The sequence below is a fragment of the Gordonia sp. NPDC003422 genome, assembly GCF_053588675.1.
Genome location: NZ_JBSFQL010000010.1, coordinates 98,206 through 116,829, shown reverse-complemented (window position 1 = coordinate 116,829; position 18,624 = coordinate 98,206). Strand labels below are relative to the sequence as shown.

Annotated in this window: 18 protein-coding genes and 1 tRNA gene; 13 read left to right on the top strand and 6 right to left on the bottom strand. The window is 66.0% G+C overall.

Translation table 11 applies throughout. The features are described 5' to 3' along the window. Window positions 1-298: 298 nt before the first annotated feature. Window positions 299-508 carry a hypothetical protein gene (locus tag ACWDTF_RS10905; protein WP_240856495.1) on the top strand — a complete coding sequence of 70 codons (210 nt, stop codon included), beginning with the start codon at window positions 299-301 and terminating at the stop codon, window positions 506-508. Between the two features lie 50 nt (window positions 509-558). On the opposite strand, the gene ACWDTF_RS10900 is transcribed toward ACWDTF_RS10905, so the two are convergent. Next, window positions 559-630: transfer RNA gene (locus tag ACWDTF_RS10900), tRNA-Gln, on the bottom strand. A gap of 61 nt (window positions 631-691) precedes the next feature. Then, window positions 692-1,447 (bottom strand): SDR family oxidoreductase, encoded by a 756-nt coding sequence (locus tag ACWDTF_RS10895; RefSeq protein ID WP_240856494.1) that lies wholly within the window; start codon window positions 1,445-1,447, stop codon window positions 692-694. A 237-nt stretch (window positions 1,448-1,684) separates the two neighbouring features. On the opposite strand from ACWDTF_RS10895, the gene glmU reads away from it, so the two are divergent. From glmU to arsC, 4 genes are all read left to right on the top strand, one after another. Then, window positions 1,685-3,145, top strand: a complete 1,461-nt coding sequence (gene glmU, locus ACWDTF_RS10890; protein ID WP_355276285.1) for a bifunctional UDP-N-acetylglucosamine diphosphorylase/glucosamine-1-phosphate N-acetyltransferase GlmU — start codon at window positions 1,685-1,687, stop codon at window positions 3,143-3,145. A gap of 10 nt (window positions 3,146-3,155) precedes the next feature. Further along, entirely contained in the window at window positions 3,156-4,133 is a 978-nt protein-coding gene (locus ACWDTF_RS10885) for a ribose-phosphate diphosphokinase (protein WP_240856492.1), read from the top strand. Between the two features lie 224 nt (window positions 4,134-4,357). Then, window positions 4,358-5,533: an MFS transporter gene (locus ACWDTF_RS10880; RefSeq protein ID WP_355276288.1), complete on the top strand. Its 1,176-nt coding sequence runs from the start codon at window positions 4,358-4,360 to the stop codon at window positions 5,531-5,533. 9 nt (window positions 5,534-5,542) lie between these two features. Next, window positions 5,543-5,884: an arsenate reductase (glutaredoxin) gene (gene arsC / locus ACWDTF_RS10875; protein ID WP_355276290.1), complete on the top strand. Its 342-nt coding sequence runs from the start codon at window positions 5,543-5,545 to the stop codon at window positions 5,882-5,884. 64 nt (window positions 5,885-5,948) lie between these two features. On the opposite strand, the gene ACWDTF_RS10870 is transcribed toward arsC, so the two are convergent. Together ACWDTF_RS10870 and ACWDTF_RS10865 are read right to left on the bottom strand one after the other, a co-directional pair. Beyond that, on the bottom strand, window positions 5,949-6,362 hold the full coding sequence (locus ACWDTF_RS10870) for an NINE protein (protein ID WP_240856489.1): 414 nt from the start codon (window positions 6,360-6,362) through the stop codon (window positions 5,949-5,951). Between the two features lie 47 nt (window positions 6,363-6,409). Beyond that, window positions 6,410-6,871 (bottom strand): limonene-1,2-epoxide hydrolase family protein, encoded by a 462-nt coding sequence (locus ACWDTF_RS10865; RefSeq protein WP_240856488.1) that lies wholly within the window; start codon window positions 6,869-6,871, stop codon window positions 6,410-6,412. Window positions 6,872-7,131: 260 nt separating this feature from the next. Between ACWDTF_RS10865 and ACWDTF_RS10860 the strand changes: the two genes are divergently transcribed. The 4 genes from ACWDTF_RS10860 (at window position 7,132) to ACWDTF_RS10845 (ending at window position 12,031) form a co-directional block, all read left to right on the top strand. Beyond that, window positions 7,132-7,761, top strand: a complete 630-nt coding sequence (locus ACWDTF_RS10860; RefSeq protein WP_240856487.1) for a 50S ribosomal protein L25/general stress protein Ctc — start codon at window positions 7,132-7,134, stop codon at window positions 7,759-7,761. A 38-nt stretch (window positions 7,762-7,799) separates the two neighbouring features. After that, a complete protein-coding gene (gene pth / locus ACWDTF_RS10855; protein ID WP_355276293.1) occupies window positions 7,800-8,366 on the top strand; it encodes an aminoacyl-tRNA hydrolase in 567 nt (188 codons plus the stop codon). Between the two features lie 53 nt (window positions 8,367-8,419). Then, the gene (locus ACWDTF_RS10850; RefSeq protein WP_355276295.1) at window positions 8,420-10,219 is read left to right on the top strand and encodes an SLC13 family permease; all 1,800 of its coding nucleotides are present in this window, start codon (window positions 8,420-8,422) and stop codon (window positions 10,217-10,219) included. 741 nt (window positions 10,220-10,960) lie between these two features. Beyond that, complete coding sequence (locus ACWDTF_RS10845; protein ID WP_240856541.1) at window positions 10,961-12,031, top strand: beta-ketoacyl-ACP synthase 3; 1,071 nt, start codon at window positions 10,961-10,963, stop codon at window positions 12,029-12,031. A 127-nt stretch (window positions 12,032-12,158) separates the two neighbouring features. On the opposite strand, the gene ACWDTF_RS10840 is transcribed toward ACWDTF_RS10845, so the two are convergent. Together ACWDTF_RS10840 and ACWDTF_RS10835 are read right to left on the bottom strand one after the other, a co-directional pair. Next, a complete protein-coding gene (locus ACWDTF_RS10840; RefSeq protein ID WP_276614618.1) occupies window positions 12,159-12,983 on the bottom strand; it encodes an ABC transporter permease in 825 nt (274 codons plus the stop codon). Then, on the bottom strand, window positions 12,980-13,984 hold the full coding sequence (locus ACWDTF_RS10835) for an ATP-binding cassette domain-containing protein (protein ID WP_240856484.1): 1,005 nt from the start codon (window positions 13,982-13,984) through the stop codon (window positions 12,980-12,982). Before ACWDTF_RS10835 ends, ACWDTF_RS10840 begins: the two co-directional genes overlap by 4 nt. A 173-nt stretch (window positions 13,985-14,157) precedes the next feature. On the opposite strand from ACWDTF_RS10835, the gene ACWDTF_RS10830 reads away from it, so the two are divergent. The 4 genes from ACWDTF_RS10830 (at window position 14,158) to ACWDTF_RS10815 (ending at window position 18,613) form a co-directional block, all read left to right on the top strand. Next, window positions 14,158-15,174 (top strand): beta-ketoacyl-ACP synthase III, encoded by a 1,017-nt coding sequence (locus tag ACWDTF_RS10830; RefSeq protein ID WP_240856483.1) that lies wholly within the window; start codon window positions 14,158-14,160, stop codon window positions 15,172-15,174. Window positions 15,175-15,285: 111 nt separating this feature from the next. After that, window positions 15,286-16,137 carry a DUF559 domain-containing protein gene (locus tag ACWDTF_RS10825; RefSeq protein WP_355276298.1) on the top strand — a complete coding sequence of 284 codons (852 nt, stop codon included), beginning with the start codon at window positions 15,286-15,288 and terminating at the stop codon, window positions 16,135-16,137. 85 nt (window positions 16,138-16,222) lie between these two features. Then, a complete protein-coding gene (locus tag ACWDTF_RS10820; protein ID WP_240856481.1) occupies window positions 16,223-17,842 on the top strand; it encodes a peptide chain release factor 3 in 1,620 nt (539 codons plus the stop codon). A gap of 15 nt (window positions 17,843-17,857) precedes the next feature. Continuing rightward, entirely contained in the window at window positions 17,858-18,613 is a 756-nt protein-coding gene (locus tag ACWDTF_RS10815; RefSeq protein WP_355276300.1) for a hypothetical protein, read from the top strand. The last annotated feature ends 11 nt before the right edge of the window (window positions 18,614-18,624 follow it).

Genomic DNA, 18,624 nt, shown 5'->3' with positions numbered 1-18,624 from the left:
CGAGTTCATCCTGTTGCGGCGCTGCAGCTTCTTGCACCACTACAGAATGAACCAGGCGCCTGAGACGTGACTATGGGAGTTGGTCCCTAATCGGTGGGCCGTGATCTGCCGGCGGGTCAAGCGACGGCGTTGGGCGCGGCGAGTTGCGGTCCGGCATGTTGGCCGAGGAGCCACCGGTGGTTCGCCTGCACTCGGTGACATTGCGACTGCTGAAGGTGGACTGGGGTTGGGTGCTGCGCGATCTCGAGTCCGGAAATCCCGACACCGATCGCTACCCGGTGCCGGCCTCAGCGATCGTGTGGATGACCTACCTGAGGCGCACGGCCACCTCGCGCCGGACGTCGATCTCGTTTGGGCGGCGACCGTCTACCTCACGCTGGTCAAGGCCGCTGCTGTGCCACTCGGAGCCGACGACTCCCTGGCCCGACGATCGGCCCGTGCCGTCGACACCTTCTTGCACGGGCTGGGCGATACCCCGGTTCGCTACTCATCGCAGAGGTCGGGGTAGTCGCGATCAGTTCAGAAGTGCCCACTCAGGACTTGCTTGGCTTACCGTTGCTCCCCCACCAGGACTCGAACCTAGAATGCCTGAACCAAAATCAGAAGTGTTGCCGATTACACCATGGGGGAATACTGCGGGCTCCAATTACTGCGGACACGATTGTGCCACAGCGTTGAGGAACCCCTCAGGTCAGTCCTTGGGACCACCTGCGACGTAGATGACCTGGCCGGAGACGAAGCCCGCGCCCTCGCTGACGAAGAACGACGCGGTGTGCGCGATGTCCTCGGGGACGCCGGTCCGGTTGACCGGGATCTGCGACGCGGCGGCTTTCTTGAAGTCCTCGAACGGCACGCCGACGCGGGCGGCGGTCGCGGCGGTCATCTCGGTCTCGATGAAGCCGGGGGCGATGGCGTTGGCGGTCACGCCAAACTTGCCGAGTTCGATCGCGAGGGTCTTGGTGAAGCCCTGCATGCCGGCCTTGGCGGCCGAGTAGTTGGCCTGGCCGCGGTTTCCGAGCGCCGAGGTGCTCGACAGGTTCACGATGCGACCCCACCCGGCGTCGACCATGTGCTTCTGAGCGGCCTTGGTCACATTGAAGGCACCACGCAGGTGGACCGCCAGGACGGTGTCCCAATCGGAGACCGTCATCTTGAAAAGCAGGTTGTCGCGGAGCACGCCGGCATTGTTGACCACCACCGTCGGGGCACCGAGCTGATCGAAGACGGTCACCACAGCGGCCTGCACCGAAGCTTCGTCGGCAACGTCGGCGCCGACGGCAATAGCCTTGCCACCTGCGTCGGTGATGGCCTTGACGGTGTCGGCGCACGCGTCGGCGTCGAGGTCGAGGACGGCGACCGCGAGTCCGTCGGACGCCAGGCGCTTGGCGACGGCCGCGCCGATTCCCCGGGCCGACCCGGTGACGATCGCGGTCTTCTGAGTGCTCATCGAATTACCTCCGTTGGTGACTGTGCTGTGGCGGCCCGACGGTCGACACGGCGAGTTCGTTTTGGTCCCCGGCCCCCTGATGCGGTAGGAATCGCCTCGGAACTAGACGATGATCACGCGCACGGGGTTGCGGTTCACCTTGTTTTCTATCAGGCGCCGAACTCGCCCGGTGCGTGCCTGCACAACGCACGCGGTGCGTAGGATCGCACCCGGTGCGGCAGAAAGGCGGACGAAGTCATGACGGCTACCACGTCACCCGTTGCCGTGATCGTTCTCGCTGCGGGCGCTGGCACCCGGATGAAATCCAAGACACCGAAGATCCTGCACACCATTGCGGGCCGGTCTCTGGTCGGTCACGTGCTGCACGCCGCAGCCGGAATCGGTCCCAGCGATGTCGTCGCCGTCGTCGGACATGAGGGCGACCGAGTGGCCAACGCGGTCGACACCGCCGTCGTCCATCTGGACCTGCCGTACGTCACCGCCTGGCAGCAGGCGCCGCTCGGCACCGGCGACGCGGCGCGGGTGGGGCTCGAGGCACTGCCCGCCGACTTCGACGGCATCGTCATCGTCACCGCGGCCGACGTTCCGCTTCTCGATGCCGACACGCTGCGCGGCCTCGTTGCCACACACACCGCGGGCGACAACCCGGCGGTCGTCACACTCACGTCGTTCATCGCCGACGAGCCGACCGGCTATGGGCGCATCATCCGCACCAACGACGGCTCCGTGCAGGCCATCGTCGAAGAGAAGGACGCCACCGACGCTCAGCGAGCGATCACCGAGGTGAACGCCGGCATCTACGCCTTCGACGTCAACACACTGCGGGCCGCACTGGCGCAATTGTCCACCGGTAACGCGCAGGGCGAGTTCTACCTGACCGATGTCGTGGAGATCGCACGTCGCGGCGGGCACCCGGTGCGCGCCTTTACCGTCACCGATCCGGTGGTGGTTGCCGGCTGCAACGACCGGGTGCAACTGGCCGACCTCGCCGCCGAATTCAATCGCCGCATCATCCGACGCCATCAGCTGGCCGGCGTCACCGTCGTCGATCCGGCGACCACCTGGATCGACGTCGACGTCACGATCGAGGCCGACGTGCGCATCGACCCGGGCACACAACTGCACGGCTACACGCGCATCGACACCGACGCGGTCATCGGCCCCGACACCACCCTCACCGACGTGTCAATCGGCAAGGGCGCCCACGTGATTCGCACCCACGGCAGTTCCGCGGTGATCGGCGACGGCGCATCGGTGGGCCCGTTCGCCTATCTACGTCCGGGCACCGAGCTCGGCGCCGACGGGAAGATCGGCACCTTCGTCGAAACCAAGAACGCCAGCATCGGCACCGGGAGCAAAGTGCCCCACCTGACCTACGTCGGCGACGCGACGATCGGCGAACAGTCGAACGTCGGCGCATCGAGTGTCTTCGTCAACTACGACGGTGTGACCAAGCATCACACCACAATCGGGTCCCACTGCCGTACCGGGTCTGACAACATGTTTGTCGCGCCGGTGAACGTCGGGGATGGGGCATACACCGGTGCGGGAACCGTCGTACGGCATGATGTCCCGCCGGGAGCCCTGGCTGTTTCGGCGGGCGAACAACGCAATATCGAAGACTGGGTGGTACGCAAGCGACCGGACACCCCGGCCGCCCGTGCCGCTCGCACAGCCAGACAGCAGCCAACCGAGTAGAAGAGTTTTCATGACCTGGACCACCGACAACCAGAAGAACCTCATGCTGTTCTCTGGTCGCGCCCATCCCGAACTGGCCGAAACCGTCGCCGACGAACTGGGCATCAAGGTCACCCCGCAGACCGCGCGTGACTTCGCCAACGGCGAGCTGTTCGTGCGGTTCGAGGAGTCCGTGCGCGGTTCGGATGCCTTTGTGCTGCAGAGCTGCCCGTTCCCGCTCAACCAATGGGTGATGGAAGCGCTGATCATGATCGACGCGCTCAAGCGCGGATCGGCCAAGCGCATCAGCGTGATCCTGCCGTTCTACCCGTACGCCCGCCAGGACAAGAAGCACCGCGGCCGCGAACCGATCTCGGCTCGCCTCATCGCCGATCTGCTCAAGACCGCCGGCGCCGACCGCATCATCACCGTCGACCTGCACACCGACCAGATCCAGGGCTTCTTCGACGGCCCGGTCGATCACATGCACGCGCTCGGCCAGCTGTCGGACTACGTGCGCGACAAGTACGGCACCGACAACATCGCGATCGTCTCCCCCGACTCGGGCCGTGTGCGTGTGGCCGAGAAGTGGGCCGACGCACTCGGCGGAGCCCCGGTCGCCTTCATTCACAAGACGCGCGACCCGATGGTCGCCAACCAGGTGGTCGCCCACCGCGTCGTCGGCGAGGTCGAAGGCCGCACCTGCGTCCTCATCGACGACATGATCGACACCGGCGGCACCATCGCGGGCGCGGTCAGCAAGCTCAAGGACGCCGGCGCCGGTGATGTCATCATCGCCACCACCCACGCCGTCTTCTCCGATCCGGCACCTGAGCGGCTCGCCAACTGCGGCGCAACCGAGGTCATCGCGACCGACACTCTCCCGATTCCCCCGGAGAAGCGCTTCGACAACCTCACCGTTCTGTCGATCGCGCCGCTGCTCGGCCAGACCATCCGCGAGGTCTTCGAGAACGGTTCGGTGACAAGCCTTTTCGACGGCGTCGCGTAGGGCCCACCACCATCTGGCACAACCCGCGCTGGTCGAGCCGCAACCGAGCCCCTAGGGCGAGGCGGCGTGTCGAGACCACTGGCGCGCCGACGTGATCTCGACACGGGTCCTCGCTTAGCGGCTCGGTCCCGGCTCGATCAGCGGTAGGGGCTCGATCGGCGTGAAGGTGGACCTGGCACCCGCTCGATCAGCGCGTTGAGTGCCGGCGGATGAGAATGGGTCGCATGGGGACACCGGCCACCTGGCGCGACTGGGCCGCGGTCGCAACACTCGGGCTCGGGGTCTTCACGATCACCACCACCGAGATCATGCCGATCGGGCTGCTCGCACCGATGGCCGACGACCTCGACGTGTCGGAGGGCATGATCGGGCTCACCGTGACGTTCTTCGCGGCCGTCGCCGCGATCGCCTCGCCGACACTGGCCACCGCGACCCGTCGGCTCGACCGCCGAGTCATCCTTCTGACCGTCCTCGCGATGTTCGCGGTCGGAAACGCGCTCACCGCACTTGCCGGCAACTACGTGCTGCTCGTCGCGGTGCGCGCGGTCATCGGGTGTGCGCTCGGCTTGATGTGGGCGATCGTCGCTGCGACCGCCGTCCTGCTGGTCCCTGCATCGGCATCGGTTCGTGCGACCACCATCGCGTTCTCCGGTGTGTCGATCGCATCGGTCGCCGGGATGCCGCTGGGCACTTTCGTCGGGCAGTCGTTGGGGTGGCGGGCGGCGTATTGGGGTCTGGCCGGGCTCAGCGCGATCGCCTTCGTCGCGCTCGCGGTGTTCATGCGTCCCACCGCGCCGGTCGGGAGCGTCTCGCTGCGCAAACTGCCCGCGGTGCTGCGCAATCGTGTACTCGCGTCGACGCTGGGTGTGACAGCTCTGGTGATCATCGGCGCCTACGCGGCATACACGTATGTCACACCGTTCATCGTCGACAGCATCGGCATCGACGACGATCTGGTCAGCGCCGTACTCCTCGCGATGGGTGCCGCCGGGGTGGCGGGCAACTTCGCGGCCGGCGCCTTCATGACCCGCGCGACGTCGTTGCGCTGGGCGCTGACCGGACTTGTCGGGTCGCTGGCCGGGGCACTGGCCCTGGTGTTGATCACCGCCCCGATCGCCGCGATCGCCATCGTCATGCTGCTGGCGTGGGCCGCGGCGTACGCGGCAATCCCGGTCGGCTTGCAGACCACCGTCTTCCGCGCCGCACCGCAGGCCCGCGAAGCTGCGACAACCCTGTACGCCACCACCTTCAACTCGTCGATCGCGATCGGGGCGCTCGTGGGTGCCATCGCCATCGACCGCGGTGGCCCGAGCACGCCGATCGCGGTGGGTGCGCTGTGTTGCGTGGCCGCCGCCCTGCTGACCATCACGCTGCCCGTACGACGCCCCGCCACGCATTAAGCTGTCCGGGTGAACGCGACGATCTATCACAACCCGAAGTGCTCGACCTCACGCAAGGCACTGCAGAAGCTGCTCGACGCCGGGATCGAACCGACGATCGTCAAGTATCTCGAGAAGCCCTACACCCGGGCCCAGCTCGAACGTCTCATCGCCGACGCCGGACTCACCGTTGCCCAAGCAGCACGCAAACGCGAGGCGCTCTACAAAGAACTCGAACTCGACTCGGCCACCGACGCGCAACTCCTCGCCGAGATGGTCGAGCACCCGATTCTGGTGGAGCGGCCCTTCGTGGTGACCGACAACGGCACCCGGCTCGCGCGTCCGATCGAGAAGCTCGACGAAATCATCTGAGCCTCAATATAAGTGAGGCCGGATGGTTCGGTGAACCATCCGGCCTCGAGGTCTTCGACGAGGGTCAGTCGATCAGCGGTCGGTTGTCGGAGTCCGGCACCTTGCCGAGCAGCATCATGATGCCGTCGATGAGCGGCCAGATGGCACCGAGGCCACAGGTCAGCCAGACAACGGCGATCTGGGCGATGCCGAGGCCGGTGTACCCGAGGTAGAACCGGCCGACGCCGAAGCTACCCAGGAAGATCTCGAGCAGGCCCGCGATCATCTTGGACTTGTCGGAGAACAGACCCGGGATCTGGCCTGCGGGGAACTGATTCGGGTTGTCCGCGGAGCGGACGATGGTCGAACTCTTCAGTTGGCCGGCCAGGGCCATCTGGTGAAGCTGTCCGACGTCGAGAGGACCTTGCTCCTGGCCCAGGACGTTGATGTAGTAGGCGCCGCTCGGGGGTGCACCGTAAACCGGCTGCTGGTAGCTCATGGGGCGAAATCATATGGGAAATCACCCGATTCCGATACTCGCCGACGTCATCCGATCGACTGAACACCGCCAACCTGCCGGCGGACCGGCAATGGACGCACGACGGCGGGAATCACGGCGCCGACGAGACCCCGGACGATGGCCTTGGTGAAGTCGAGATAGTCGAAGTAGTCGCGCCACACCACGATCCGGCCCTCCCGGACCTCGAAGCGCCCGCACACCCAGAACTGTAGGTGGACGCGGCCGATCCGGATCTCGTCGACCCGTTCGGTCAGCACCACCGGACCGTCGGCGCTCACGTTCACCATGCGGTAGTTGAAACCGACCCGACTGTTGCGCGCCATCGGCGCAAAGATCTTGCCGACCCTCTTCTTGCCGCGCACCGTCGGCATCGAGACGTTGGTGTAGTCGATGTCGTCGTCGACGACGCCCAGAGCGGCGTCGATGTCGTCGCGGGCGAGTCCATCGAGCAGAGCGGTCGTGATGTCGATCGGGGTCTGAGATGTCATGCCGGCGAGTATGCCGGTTGTCGCAGCGCCAACGGAAGGTCTGGGAACCCGACATGCAGCGATGTGACATCGACCGTCCCCGTCGACTATTCTGATTGCCGTTGTCTCGGCGAGGGTGACTGGGTGAAAGTCCTGGGTCACCGTTATCGGCGCGACCATCGCAGTTCTCCTCTCGGGCGTCTGAACCCGATGGCGTGAAGCTGGTTGTGTCCGCTCGTCGTGACCGACCCACCGCCGATATCGATCACGAGGAGATCATCATGGCCAACGACACCGCCAAGCTCGCGGTAACCACCCGCACCGAGAAGGGCAAGGGCGCCGCCCGCCGCGCACGCCGCGACGGCCTGGTCCCGGCCGTGCTGTACGGACACGGCACCGACCCGCAGCACCTGAACCTGCCGTCGCGTGAACTGGCCACGATCCTGCGTGCCAACGGCACCAACGCGATCATCGACCTCGACATCGAGGGCACCAGCCAGCTCGCCCTGACCAAGCAGATCGACGTTCACCCGATCCGCAGCTACATCGAGCATGTCGACCTGCTCGTGATCCGTCGTGGCGAGAAGGTCACCGTCGAGGTGACCATCGTGGTCGAGGGCGACGCCGCCAGCGGCACCCTCGTCGTCCAGGACGCCAACACCGTCGAGATCGAGGCCGACGCGCTGTCGATCCCGGAGCAGATCACCGTCAGCGTCGAAGATGTCGAGGCCGGCACCAGCTTCCACGCGTCGGATCTGGACCTGCCCGAGGGCGTTGCACTGGTGTCGGACCCCGAGACCCTCATCGTCGCGGTCAACGAGGCCCCGACCGCTGCCGATCTCGAGGAAGAGGCCGTGGAGGCCGGCGCCGAGGTGCCCACCGAGAGCGACGAGACCGAAGAGTCGGAGTAACCCGACCGCTGCTCCCTGAGTGGTGAAAATCCCAAGCAGTGAAACTCATTGTCGGACTGGGTAATCCCGGTCCCAAGTACGAGAAGACGAGGCACAACGTCGGCGCAATGGTCGCCGACGCCCTCGTCGCCTCGGCCGGCGAGCGGTGGAAGGTGCACAAGCGCTCCGGCGCCGACGTCGCCTCGACCACCCTCGCCGGACAGGCCGTACTCATCGCCAAACCCCGCACCTACATGAACACCGCGGGACGCCAGATCGGTCCGCTGGCGAGCTTCTATTCGGTGGCGCCCGAGGATCTGATCGTCGTGCACGACGAACTCGACATCGACTTCGGGGCTGTACGGCTCAAGCGCGGCGGTGGTGAAGGCGGCCACAATGGTCTGCGATCCATCAGTCAAGCCGTCGGCACGCGTGACTATCTCCGCGTCCGGCTCGGCATCGGGCGACCGCCGGGCCGACAGGATCCCGCCGACTTCGTGCTGAAACCCTTTCCGTCGGCAGCCCGCGCCGACGTCGAACTGTTGATCACCAACGGCTGCGACGCCGTGGAGTTGCTGATCGACAGTGGCCTCGAGGCCGCCCAGAACACCGTCCACGCATGGTGAGTGGGTTCTGCCCTCTCCCTGCGAAGCGCTGAGCTCGATGCCACGATTGGGTGGTGTCCGATGCGACGCTCAGCCTCGTCATCCTCGGGGTGACTGTTGCCCTGTTCATCTGGAACCGGCTGCCCGTCGGCATCGTGGCGATCAGTTCCGCGCTCGCGCTGTATTTCTTCGACCTCATCGACGTCGACACCCTCACCAGTGGCCTCGGCGCGTCGGTGATCGCGTTCATCGCGGCACTGTTCGTGGTCAGCGAAGGACTCGAGGCATCTGGCATCACCGGCTGGGTGGGTGGTCTGATGAGTCGCGCCGCCGGAACCTCACGGGCCCGGGTCATCGGCTCGATCATGCTGCTCGGCGCCATCCTCAGTGCCCTGATCACCGTGAACGGTGCAGCAGCCGCACTGGTGCCGGTGACCGCCGCGATCGCCCGACACGCGAGCATGTCGCCGTCGCGCGTCCTGATCCCGCTCGCCTACGCAGCGAGCGCCGGAGCGCTGCTCACCCTGTCCGGCAGCCCGGTCAACGTGATCATCGACGAGGCCGCGGGTGACTACACCGGAAACGGATTCGGCTTCTTCGAGTTCGCGCTGATCGGTGCGCCGCTGCTGGTGGTGACCGTCCTGGTGACCGTCGTGCTGGGCCACCGCTTGTTGCCGGTGCGCGAGTCGACGTCGTTGCCCGCCGATTTCCGCAACTACGTCGGCACCATCGTCGACCACTACGGACTCGACCAACTCGTCTACCGGCTGCGCGTGGAGGCCGGGTCGGCATCCGTCGGTCGGAGCACCCGGCAGGTGGTCGGCGACGCAGCGCTCACCCTGATCGCCACCGAGCAGGGGCCGCGCGTGGCCGACGACGTCGCGGAACTCGGTGATGGTGACGTGATCGTGGTGTCCGGGCCGGGCGCGATTGTCGAATCGCTGGCCCGCGAGGCATCACTGACCATCGAGGACGTTGCCGGGCGTCGCGGTGGCGGACGGTTGCTGGGCCGCGACGTCGGGATCAGCGAGGTGGTGGTGCCGCCGCGGTCGGAATGGATCGGCACGCAAGCATTTCCGGGCATGGTGCGGCCCGACGACGGTCTGCTCGTGCTGTCGATCCGACGACGCAACAAGGATGTCGGGGCCCGCGTCGTCGAACTCACCGAGGGCGACACCATGCTGGTCCACGGGCCGTGGACGGCGATCGACGCGCTCGCCGACGACCGTCGAGTGCTGGTGGTCGAATCCTCCGAGCAGGTACGACGGCAGGCGGCCGGCCTGGGTCGAACCGCACCGCGGGCGGCCGTCATCCTGGTCGCGATGATCGTGCTGCTCGCGACCGGGGTGGTGCCGCCGGTCGTCGCGGGACTCCTCGCGGCGGTGGCCATGGTGCTCTCGCGGGTGCTCACCTCCGAACACGCCTACCGGGCGATCTCCTGGCCGACGCTGGTGCTGATCGCCGCCCTCATTCCGATGTCGACGGCGGTATCCGACAGCGGTGGCGCCGACATGGTGGCGAAGCCGATCGTCGACCTGGTCGCCGACCACAGCCCCTACGTCCTGCTGCTGACGCTGTTCGTCCTCACTGCCGCGTTGGGCCAGTTCATCTCGAATGCGGCGACGGTGCTGATCGTGATTCCGATCGCGGTGTCGGCGGCCACCGATGTGGGCGTCGACCCACGCCCGGTGCTGATGCTGGTCTGTGTCGCCGCCGCGGCCGCATTCCTCACCCCCATCGGCACGCCCGCCAACATGATCGTGATGAACCCCGGCGGCTACCGCTTCGGCGACTACTGGCGGCTCGGCGCGGTCATCATGGTGTGCTGGCTGGCGATCTCGACCGTCCTGATCCCGCTGATCTGGCCGCTGTGAAGCCACGTCCGGCGTCGACCTGAGAGATCGCGAGTTGAGTTGGAGAATGCGAGTGCTACAGCACTCGCATTCTCCAACTCGGCACCGGTTGTGGCGAGTACCGGTCTCGCAGAGAATCCATGCCGCGCGCGTGGCGTCCCCAGTTCTGCCCGCCTCCATGACCGTCGGCACGCCGACGGAGTGAAGCCGATCCGAAGAGTTCGGTGACTAACTCTCTGACCTGGTGAAACGCGGCCTGCCCGGGGAGGTGCTCCGGACACTCTGTGTCCTGGTGGAGAATCTGTGTGGTGCAGCACACAGATGAGCCGACTCGGCACAGGGTGTGGCCTCATCCCGCGTCGAGCTGCGCGAATTCGAGTTGAGTTGGATGATGCCTCGAAGGGCAGGTGAACGGGCCACGTCAGCGAGCCACCGGACCACTGAAAGTAGGGGAAGGTTCTTCCCCTACTTTCTGCCCCTGCTTGTTGAGTCGTCCGCGAGAAAATTCGCGGGGAGGACTCCAGGGGTAGGGGACGAGTTTCTTCCCCTATTTTTCGTGGATCATCGTCGCCGCGTCGCGCTCCACGGCGCTCTTCCCGCCTCCACGATCGCCGACGATGTCGGCGGGCGGGTCGCTGATCTGGTCCTTTGACCCAGTTCGCTGCGATGTGACGCGACGCACGCGGGACCATGGGCTCACTCACGCCGCGTCGTGGACGGAATAGAATCGCGGGGAACAATTCTGCAAAGGGGCGGATGACTGTGGCGAAAATCGCGGCGAACACCGGACATCAGAATGTGGCGATGCTGGGCATCGGCGCCTGCCGACCGAGTCGGCTGGTGAGCAACCACGAGGTGTGCAAGGTGCTCGACTCCACCGACGAGTGGATCTTCGAGCGCAGCGGCATCCGCAATCGCCGCTGGATCTCCGGCGACGAGTCGGCACGGTCGATGGCCGCTACTGCCGCCGAACGGGCGATCGCCAACTCCGGCATCGACAAGGAGAAGATCGGTGCGCTGATCCTCGCCACCAACAGCTGGAAGACCAAGATCCCGCACGGCGGGCCGATCATCGCCTACGACATCGGGCTCAACGGCATTCCCGCCTACGACGTCGCGGCCGGGTGCGGCGGCTTCGGCTACGGGCTGGGGATCGCCGCGGACACCGTCCGCGCAGGTTCGGCGCAGTACGTGCTCGTCGTCGGGGTGGAGACGATGTCTGTGGTGATGGAACCCACCGACCGCAACACCGCATTCATCTTCGGCGACGGTGCGGGCGCGGTCGTCGTCGGGCCGAGCGAGGAGAACGGCATCTCCCCCACGGTGTGGGGATCCGACGGCGAGAACGCCGAGGCCATCGGCCAGAACTACGACATCCCCGAGTACATGGATCGCGCGCAGGAGTATCAGCACAAGGACCCCGCAACCGATCCCGTCGGCCGGATGGTGGTCACCATGCAGGGACCACGGGTGTTCCGTTGGGCGGCAATCACTTTGCCCAAGGCGTTGTCGTCGGTGCTCGACACCGCGGGCGTCGCGGTCAACGACATCGAAGTGTTTGTACCGCACCAGGCCAACGCCCGGATCAACGAGCTGATGAAGCAGAATCTCGGGCTCGCCGACGACATCCCGATGGCCAACGACATCGAGAACACCGGCAACACGTCGGCCGCGTCGATCCCGCTGGCGATGGAAGAAATGCTCGCGACCGGTAAGGCGAAGGGCGGGCAGACCGCGTTGCTGCTCGGGTTCGGTGCGGGGCTGTCGTACGCGGGAGCTGTCGTGACGCTACCCCCGGCACCAGAGGTGACCAGCTTCGACGACCTGGGGTGACACCGTGACGCTACCCCCGGCACCAGAGGTGACCAGCTTCGACGACCTCGACTGAGTTCCCGCTCACCCAGTTCGTTGCCGCTTATTGGATCCAGTAGGCGGGAACGAATGGGGTGAGCGGGAATAATCAGGCGTTCTCCTTGCGGAACACCGATGTGCCCCACCAGGTTCCGAGGGCGGCCAGCACGATCGACGCGATGAGACCGTAGGCCACCTGCGCGGTCGCGATGTCGCCGCCGAATGCGGAACGCACCGCGTCGACGATCCACTTGAACGGCATGAAGTCGCTCAGCTTCTGCAGCCAGGTGGGTCCGAGGGTCATCGGCAGCAGGATGCCGGAGAGCAGCAGCACCGGCATCATCACCATGTTGACCACGGGTGCCATCACGTCTTCGCTCTTGGTGGTCAGAGCCAACGCGTTCGACGCCGCCGCGCAGGCGCCGCCGACGAGCAGGGTGATCACGATGCCGACGATGATGCCCAGGAACGACCCACGCATCCCCATGGCGAAACCGAGCACGACAAGGATCACCGACTGCACGAGCAACTGCAGCACGTCGCGCATGAGTCGGCCGACCAGTAGCGCGGTACGACTTGCGGGGGTCACGCGTTCTGCTTCGATGACCCCTTCGCGCCACTCCCCGATCAGGCTGAATCCGGCGAACATCGCTCCGAAGAACCCAAGCTGGACGAGCAGACCTGGAACCAAGAAGGTGTAGGCATTCTCGTCCCCACCCGGAAATGACGACACGATCGGCTTGAGCAACGGCCCGAACAACACCAGGTACAGAACCGGCTGCAGGACCCCGATCAGCACCCACGCCGGGTTGCGCAGGTTCATCCGGATCTGCCGATGGAAGACGATGTAGCTCTCCCGGAAGAAGTTGCCCTTGGGCAGTGTCTTGACCGGATGGGCTGCCGCGGATTCCGGTGATTTCGTGGAGGTGGTCATTGTTGGGCTCCTGCCGGGGTTGGCTCGTCTGCGGGCTTTTCTGATTCGGCGTCGCGCAGCGATCGGCCGGTGAGGGTGAGGAAGACATCGTCGAGGGTGGGTCGGATCACCTCGATGGAATCCAGTGCGACGCCGGCGGATTCGAGATCGCGGAGCAGTCCGGGCACCGCACGTCCGGCCCGCTGCACGCGACCACGGACGTGACGACCGTCGGTGTCGACCGACGACGCGATCGACGCCAGCTTCTCCGCCGATACCGCCACGAGCGCGTCGTCGGACACCTCGAGGTCGACGAGATCGCCGGACACCTGGGCTTTGAGGTTGTCGGCGGTGTCGGCGGCGACGATCTGACCGTTGTCGATGACGATGATCCGGTCCGAGAGTTCGTCGGCCTCGTCGAGGTAGTGGGTGGTCAGGAACACTGTCGCGCCGCGTTCGGTGCGCAACCGTCGGATGTGTTCCCACAGGTTGGCGCGGGCCTGCGGGTCGAGGCCGGTGGTCGGCTCATCGAGAAACACCAGTGTCGGTTCGTGGACGAGGCCCATCACGATGTCGAGGCGTCGTTTCTGGCCGCCGGACATGTTCTTCGGCATCCGCTCCCACAGGCCGTCGAGCTGCAGTTCGTCGAAGAGCGCCTTGCCGCGTCGGGTTGCCTCCGCGCGGGAGAGTCCGTAGAGCATCCCGTGGTCGACCACCTCGTCGCCGGCCTGCGCCTGACTGAACGTCCCACCCGCCTGCGACACGTATCCGATGCTGCGGCGCACCATCACGGCGTCCTTGACGACGTCGAACCCGTTGACGGTCGCGGTGCCGGCGGTGGGCCGCAGCAGCGTCGTCAGCATGCGCAACGTGGTGGTCTTTCCGGCGCCGTTGGGTCCGAGGAACCCCACCACCTCACCCTCGGCGATGTCGAGGTCGACGCCGTCGACGGCCCGCACCTCACGTTTCTGCTTTCCCCGCCCGGTGCTGAATGTCTGCACCAGACCTCTCGCGTGGATCATGTCGCTCCCCTCGTTGTGTCTTTTGCGGCCCGACGATTCTGACTTCGTTCACCGACAGAATTCACCGGATCGCGGACAGCTGCGGTCCGCAGGCCAACCGTGTCGGCCCCTACTTCCCAGTAGCGCAGCACATGAGTACGGTCTATGGCGGGTCACATAACGGAAGGATCGACATGACTGTGCTCGCAGAACAGACGGGGACCAACAACATCGGGATGCTCAGCATCGGTACGTACCGCCCGGAGCGTGTGGTCACCAACGACGAGATCTGCGAGAACATCGACTCCTCCGACGAGTGGATCTACACCCGCACCGGCATCAAGACCCGACGCTTCGCCCGACGTGACGAGACGGTGATGGAGATGGCGGTCAACGCGGGCCGCAAGGCGATCGCGAACGCACTGCTGTCCGGGTCCGACATCGACGCCGTCATCCTGGCCACCAATACGCACCTGCTCCTGACCCCGGCGGGTGCGGTCAAGGTCGCCACCGAACTCGGCGCGAACGGTGTCCCGGCCTTCGACGTCACCGTCGGCTGCGCGGGCTTCGGCTACGCCATGGCGATCGCGTCGGACATGGTCCGCGGCGGCAGCGCGACGCACGTACTCGTCATCGGCGCCGAGCAACTGTCGGTCACCATGGACATGACCGATCGCACCAATTGCTTCATCTTCGGTGACGGTGCCGGCGCTGTTGTCGTCGGACCGACCGAGGACCAGCAACTCGGACCGGTGGTGTGGGGCTCCGACGGCACCCAGTTCAAGGCGATCGCCCAGGACATCGACTGGATCACCTTCCTCGACGGCGACCGTGTGCAGCGCCCCTACCTGCGTCTCGAGGGCACCGCGGTGTTCCGTTGGGCTGCGTTCGAAATGGGCAAGGCCGGTCAGAAGGCCCTCGACGCCGCGAAGGTCGGCGCCGAGGACCTCGACGTCTTTGTTCCACACCAGGCGAATTCGCGTATCAACGACCTGCTCGCCAAGACCCTCAAGCTCCGCGAGGACGCTGTCGTCGCCGACGACATCAAGCACACCGGCAACACGTCGGCCGCCTCGATCCCGCTCGCCATGGAAGACCTGCTCTCCACCGGGCGCGCCAAGCCCGGCGACACCGCACTGCTGCTCGGCTATGGAGCCGGACTCTCCTACGCGGCGCAGGTCGTCAAGATGCCGCCGGTGCCGTTCGAGTGAGTTCCGGTTGCCAAGGCGCTCGGTTTCCGAGCGTCGTGGCAACCACTTTCGATCCGGGGGATCCGCCGGGCGGTGCAGAGCGTCTGATCTCATGTGGACATACGCACTTTCTTGGCAGCGCACGACGGCATCATCACCATAGCCGAGGCCCGCGCCTGCGGCATGAGCTCGGCACCAGCGAATCGTCGCGTCGCCCGCGGTGAGTGGGTACGAGTTGTGTTGGGGGTCTACCGGTCGGCGGCACACCCGGAGACCGACCGGACGCGCGTTCGCGCGGCGGTGGCGTCGGCGGGAAAAGTCGCAGCGCTGAGCGGGGTCTCCGCCGCATGGTGGCTGGGCCTGATCGACAGGCTGCCGGCCATGCTCAGTGTGACGACGCCGGCGAAAGGACGCCATCGAACCGTCGGCAGCGACATCGACATCCATTGCCGACGGCTTCACGAGTGCGACGTCGTCGTCGTAGACGGCCTGCGCGTCACAGCGCCGGCCCTGACCGCGCTCGAGGCCGCCGCCGTTCAGGGCGTGCGTGTGCTCGACAACGCACTGTTGCGCAAGCGGGTGACACTTGACCAGCTCGACGCGGCCCATGCGCGATATCCACGACGACGCGGTGCGCCGTGGGCACGGCAGACCCTCGCCGCGATGCGAAACGGAACACGTAGCGAGGCCGAGCGCATCGTCGCGGAGGTGTTTCGCGACGCGGACATCACTGGATGGATCGCCAACTTCGAGATCCATGGTCACCCGTGGGACTTCGTGTTCGAAGAGTCCGAGCTCATCGTCGAAATCGACGGATTCGCGTACCACCGTGATTCCGAGGTGTTTCAGCGTGATCGCACCAAACGCAACGTTCTGACAGGCAACGGTTGGCGAGCACTGCACTTCACGTGGGACGACATCACATTGCGGCCGATGAAGGTCGCGGCAGAAGTCCGGCACGCACTCAAACGGCCCGCAGCATGAGTGGTTGCCACCGCGCTCGGTTTCCGAGCGTCGTGGCAACCTCGCCGGTTTGGGCCACTGTCGGACCGACGGGTAGCCTCATCAGGTGAGTTCTGTGGCCGAAGAAGTGAGACGCCGCCGGACCTTCGCGATCATCTCCCACCCCGACGCGGGTAAGTCGACGATGACCGAGGCGCTGGCGTTGCATGCGCGCATGATCAGCGAAGCCGGTGCCATCCACGGCAAGGCCGGACGCAAATCGACCGTCTCGGACTGGATGGAGATGGAGAAGGCTCGCGGCATCTCGGTGAGCTCGACCGCGCTGCAGTTCAACTACACCTCGCAGGGTTCGCCGACCACTTCACCCGACAATCCCGACCTGCCGCACGTCATCAATCTCGTCGACACCCCCGGCCACGCCGACTTCTCCGAGGACACCTACCGGGTGCTCACGGCGGTCGACGCGGCGGTGATGCTCATCGACGCAGCCAAGGGTCTCGAACCGCAGACGCTGAAGCTGTTCCAGGTGTGCCGGCATCGCGGTATCCCGGTGGTCACGGTCATCAACAAATGGGACCGACCCGGCCGCACACCCCTCGAACTGATCGACGAGATCTCCGAACGCATCGGCCTCACGCCGACGCCGTTGTTCGTGCCGGTCGGCATCGCCGGCGACTTCCGCGGACTGCTCGATCGTCGCACCGGCGAGTACGTGCATTTCACCCGCACCGCGGGCGGCGCCAAGATCGCACCCGAGGAGTTTGTGACTGCCGACGACGCGGCCGAACGCGAAGGTGACGCCTGGATCGCCGCCGTCGAGGAGAGCGAACTGCTCAGCGAGATGGGTCAGGATCACGATCAGGAGATGTTCCTCGCCGGGCAGACGTCCCCGATGATCTTCGCGTCGGCCATGCTCAACTTCGGTGTGCGACAACTGCTGGAGACGCTCGTCGAGCTGGCCCCCGCACCCGCCGGTCGCGCGGACGTCGACGGCGGCGAGCGTGAGGTCACCGACCCGTTCAGCGCGGTGGTGTTCAAGGTGCAGGCCGGCATGGACGCGAGTCACCGAGATCGCTTGGCGTACATGCGTATTGTGTCCGGCGAGTTCGAGCGCGGCATGGTGGTCACCCATGCGCAGACCGGGAAACCGTTCGCCACCAAGTACGCCCAGGCGGTGTTCGGTCGGGACCGTTCGACGGTCGACGTGGCATTTCCCGGCGACGTGGTGGGACTGGTCAACGCGACCGCACTCGCCCCTGGCGACACACTGTTCGACGGCCCACGGGTGCAGTTCCCGCCGATCCCGTCCTTTGCACCCGAACACTTCTCGTCGCTGCGGGCAACCACCGCGGACAAGTACAAGCAGTTCCGCAAGGCGATGGATCAACTCGACAGCGAAGGCGTGGTTCAGGTCCTGCGCAACGACACCCGAGGCGACGCCTCGCCGGTGCTCGCGGCGGTGGGTCCGATGCAGTTCGAAGTGGTCACCGCACGGATGAAGTCGGAGTTCAACGTCGACACCGTCATCGACCCGCTCGGCTACACCCTGGCCCGACGGACCGACGAGCAGAGCGCACCCGAACTCGATCGGCAGCGCGGCGTCGAAGTGTTCACTCGTACCGACGGCGCGATCCTCGCGCTGTTCAGCGACAAGTGGCGGCTGCAGTACATCGAGAAAGAGCATTCCGATCTCACGCTGGAACCCCTTGTCGCGACCGCGGATTGAGAGCGGACAACCGATATGAGCGCACGTTCTCGGATGCGGTTGTTCGCGGCGCTGGGCGTTGTCGTTGCGCTTGGCGTCGTAGGCTGCGGGGCGGAAACCACCGACGATGCTGCGTCGTCGACGGCCGCCCCCACGACGCCCGCCACCTCACGCACCCTCGAAACCGACCAGTGCCTCGCCGAAGCACCCCAGGGCAGGATCGACCGCGCCGCACACGATCTGGCGTTCCGCAAGGGATTCATGCGCGTCGCGGTGGTGGGGCCGGACAATACGACCTGCTACGAATTCGCCAGATGGGGTCCGGCGCAACCGGACGTGCCGCCGGATTCCCTGCTGTTCGTCTTCAAGGGTGCGGGTACCGACGGCGCGCAGCTCGAGTTTCTCATCGGCGAGCTCACCGGTGGCGTCCTCCCGAACATCGGGACCGTACGACCCAAGGTCGGACCGCTCACCGCGCCGATCAACGCCCAGGTCGGCGTCTCGGCGGGAGGCGCTTATCACCATTCCGCGGTGTGCGCGTTGACGATCACCGCGATGTCCGACGACCGCGCGGCCGGCTCCTTCGTCTGCCCGACCGCCGCGCTCACCGACGCGAACCCCATCGCACCCGACGACGCGGTGCCCTACGACGCCGACGAGTCGTCGTCGAGCGCGCCACCACCGCCACCGCCTCCCGCTCCTGGGACGACTCTTCCGCCCACCACATCGACGACGACGCCGGGTCCACCGGCCACGGTGTCGTTCAGTGGGTGGTTCGACATCCGTCCGTGAGGTGCGTCCGG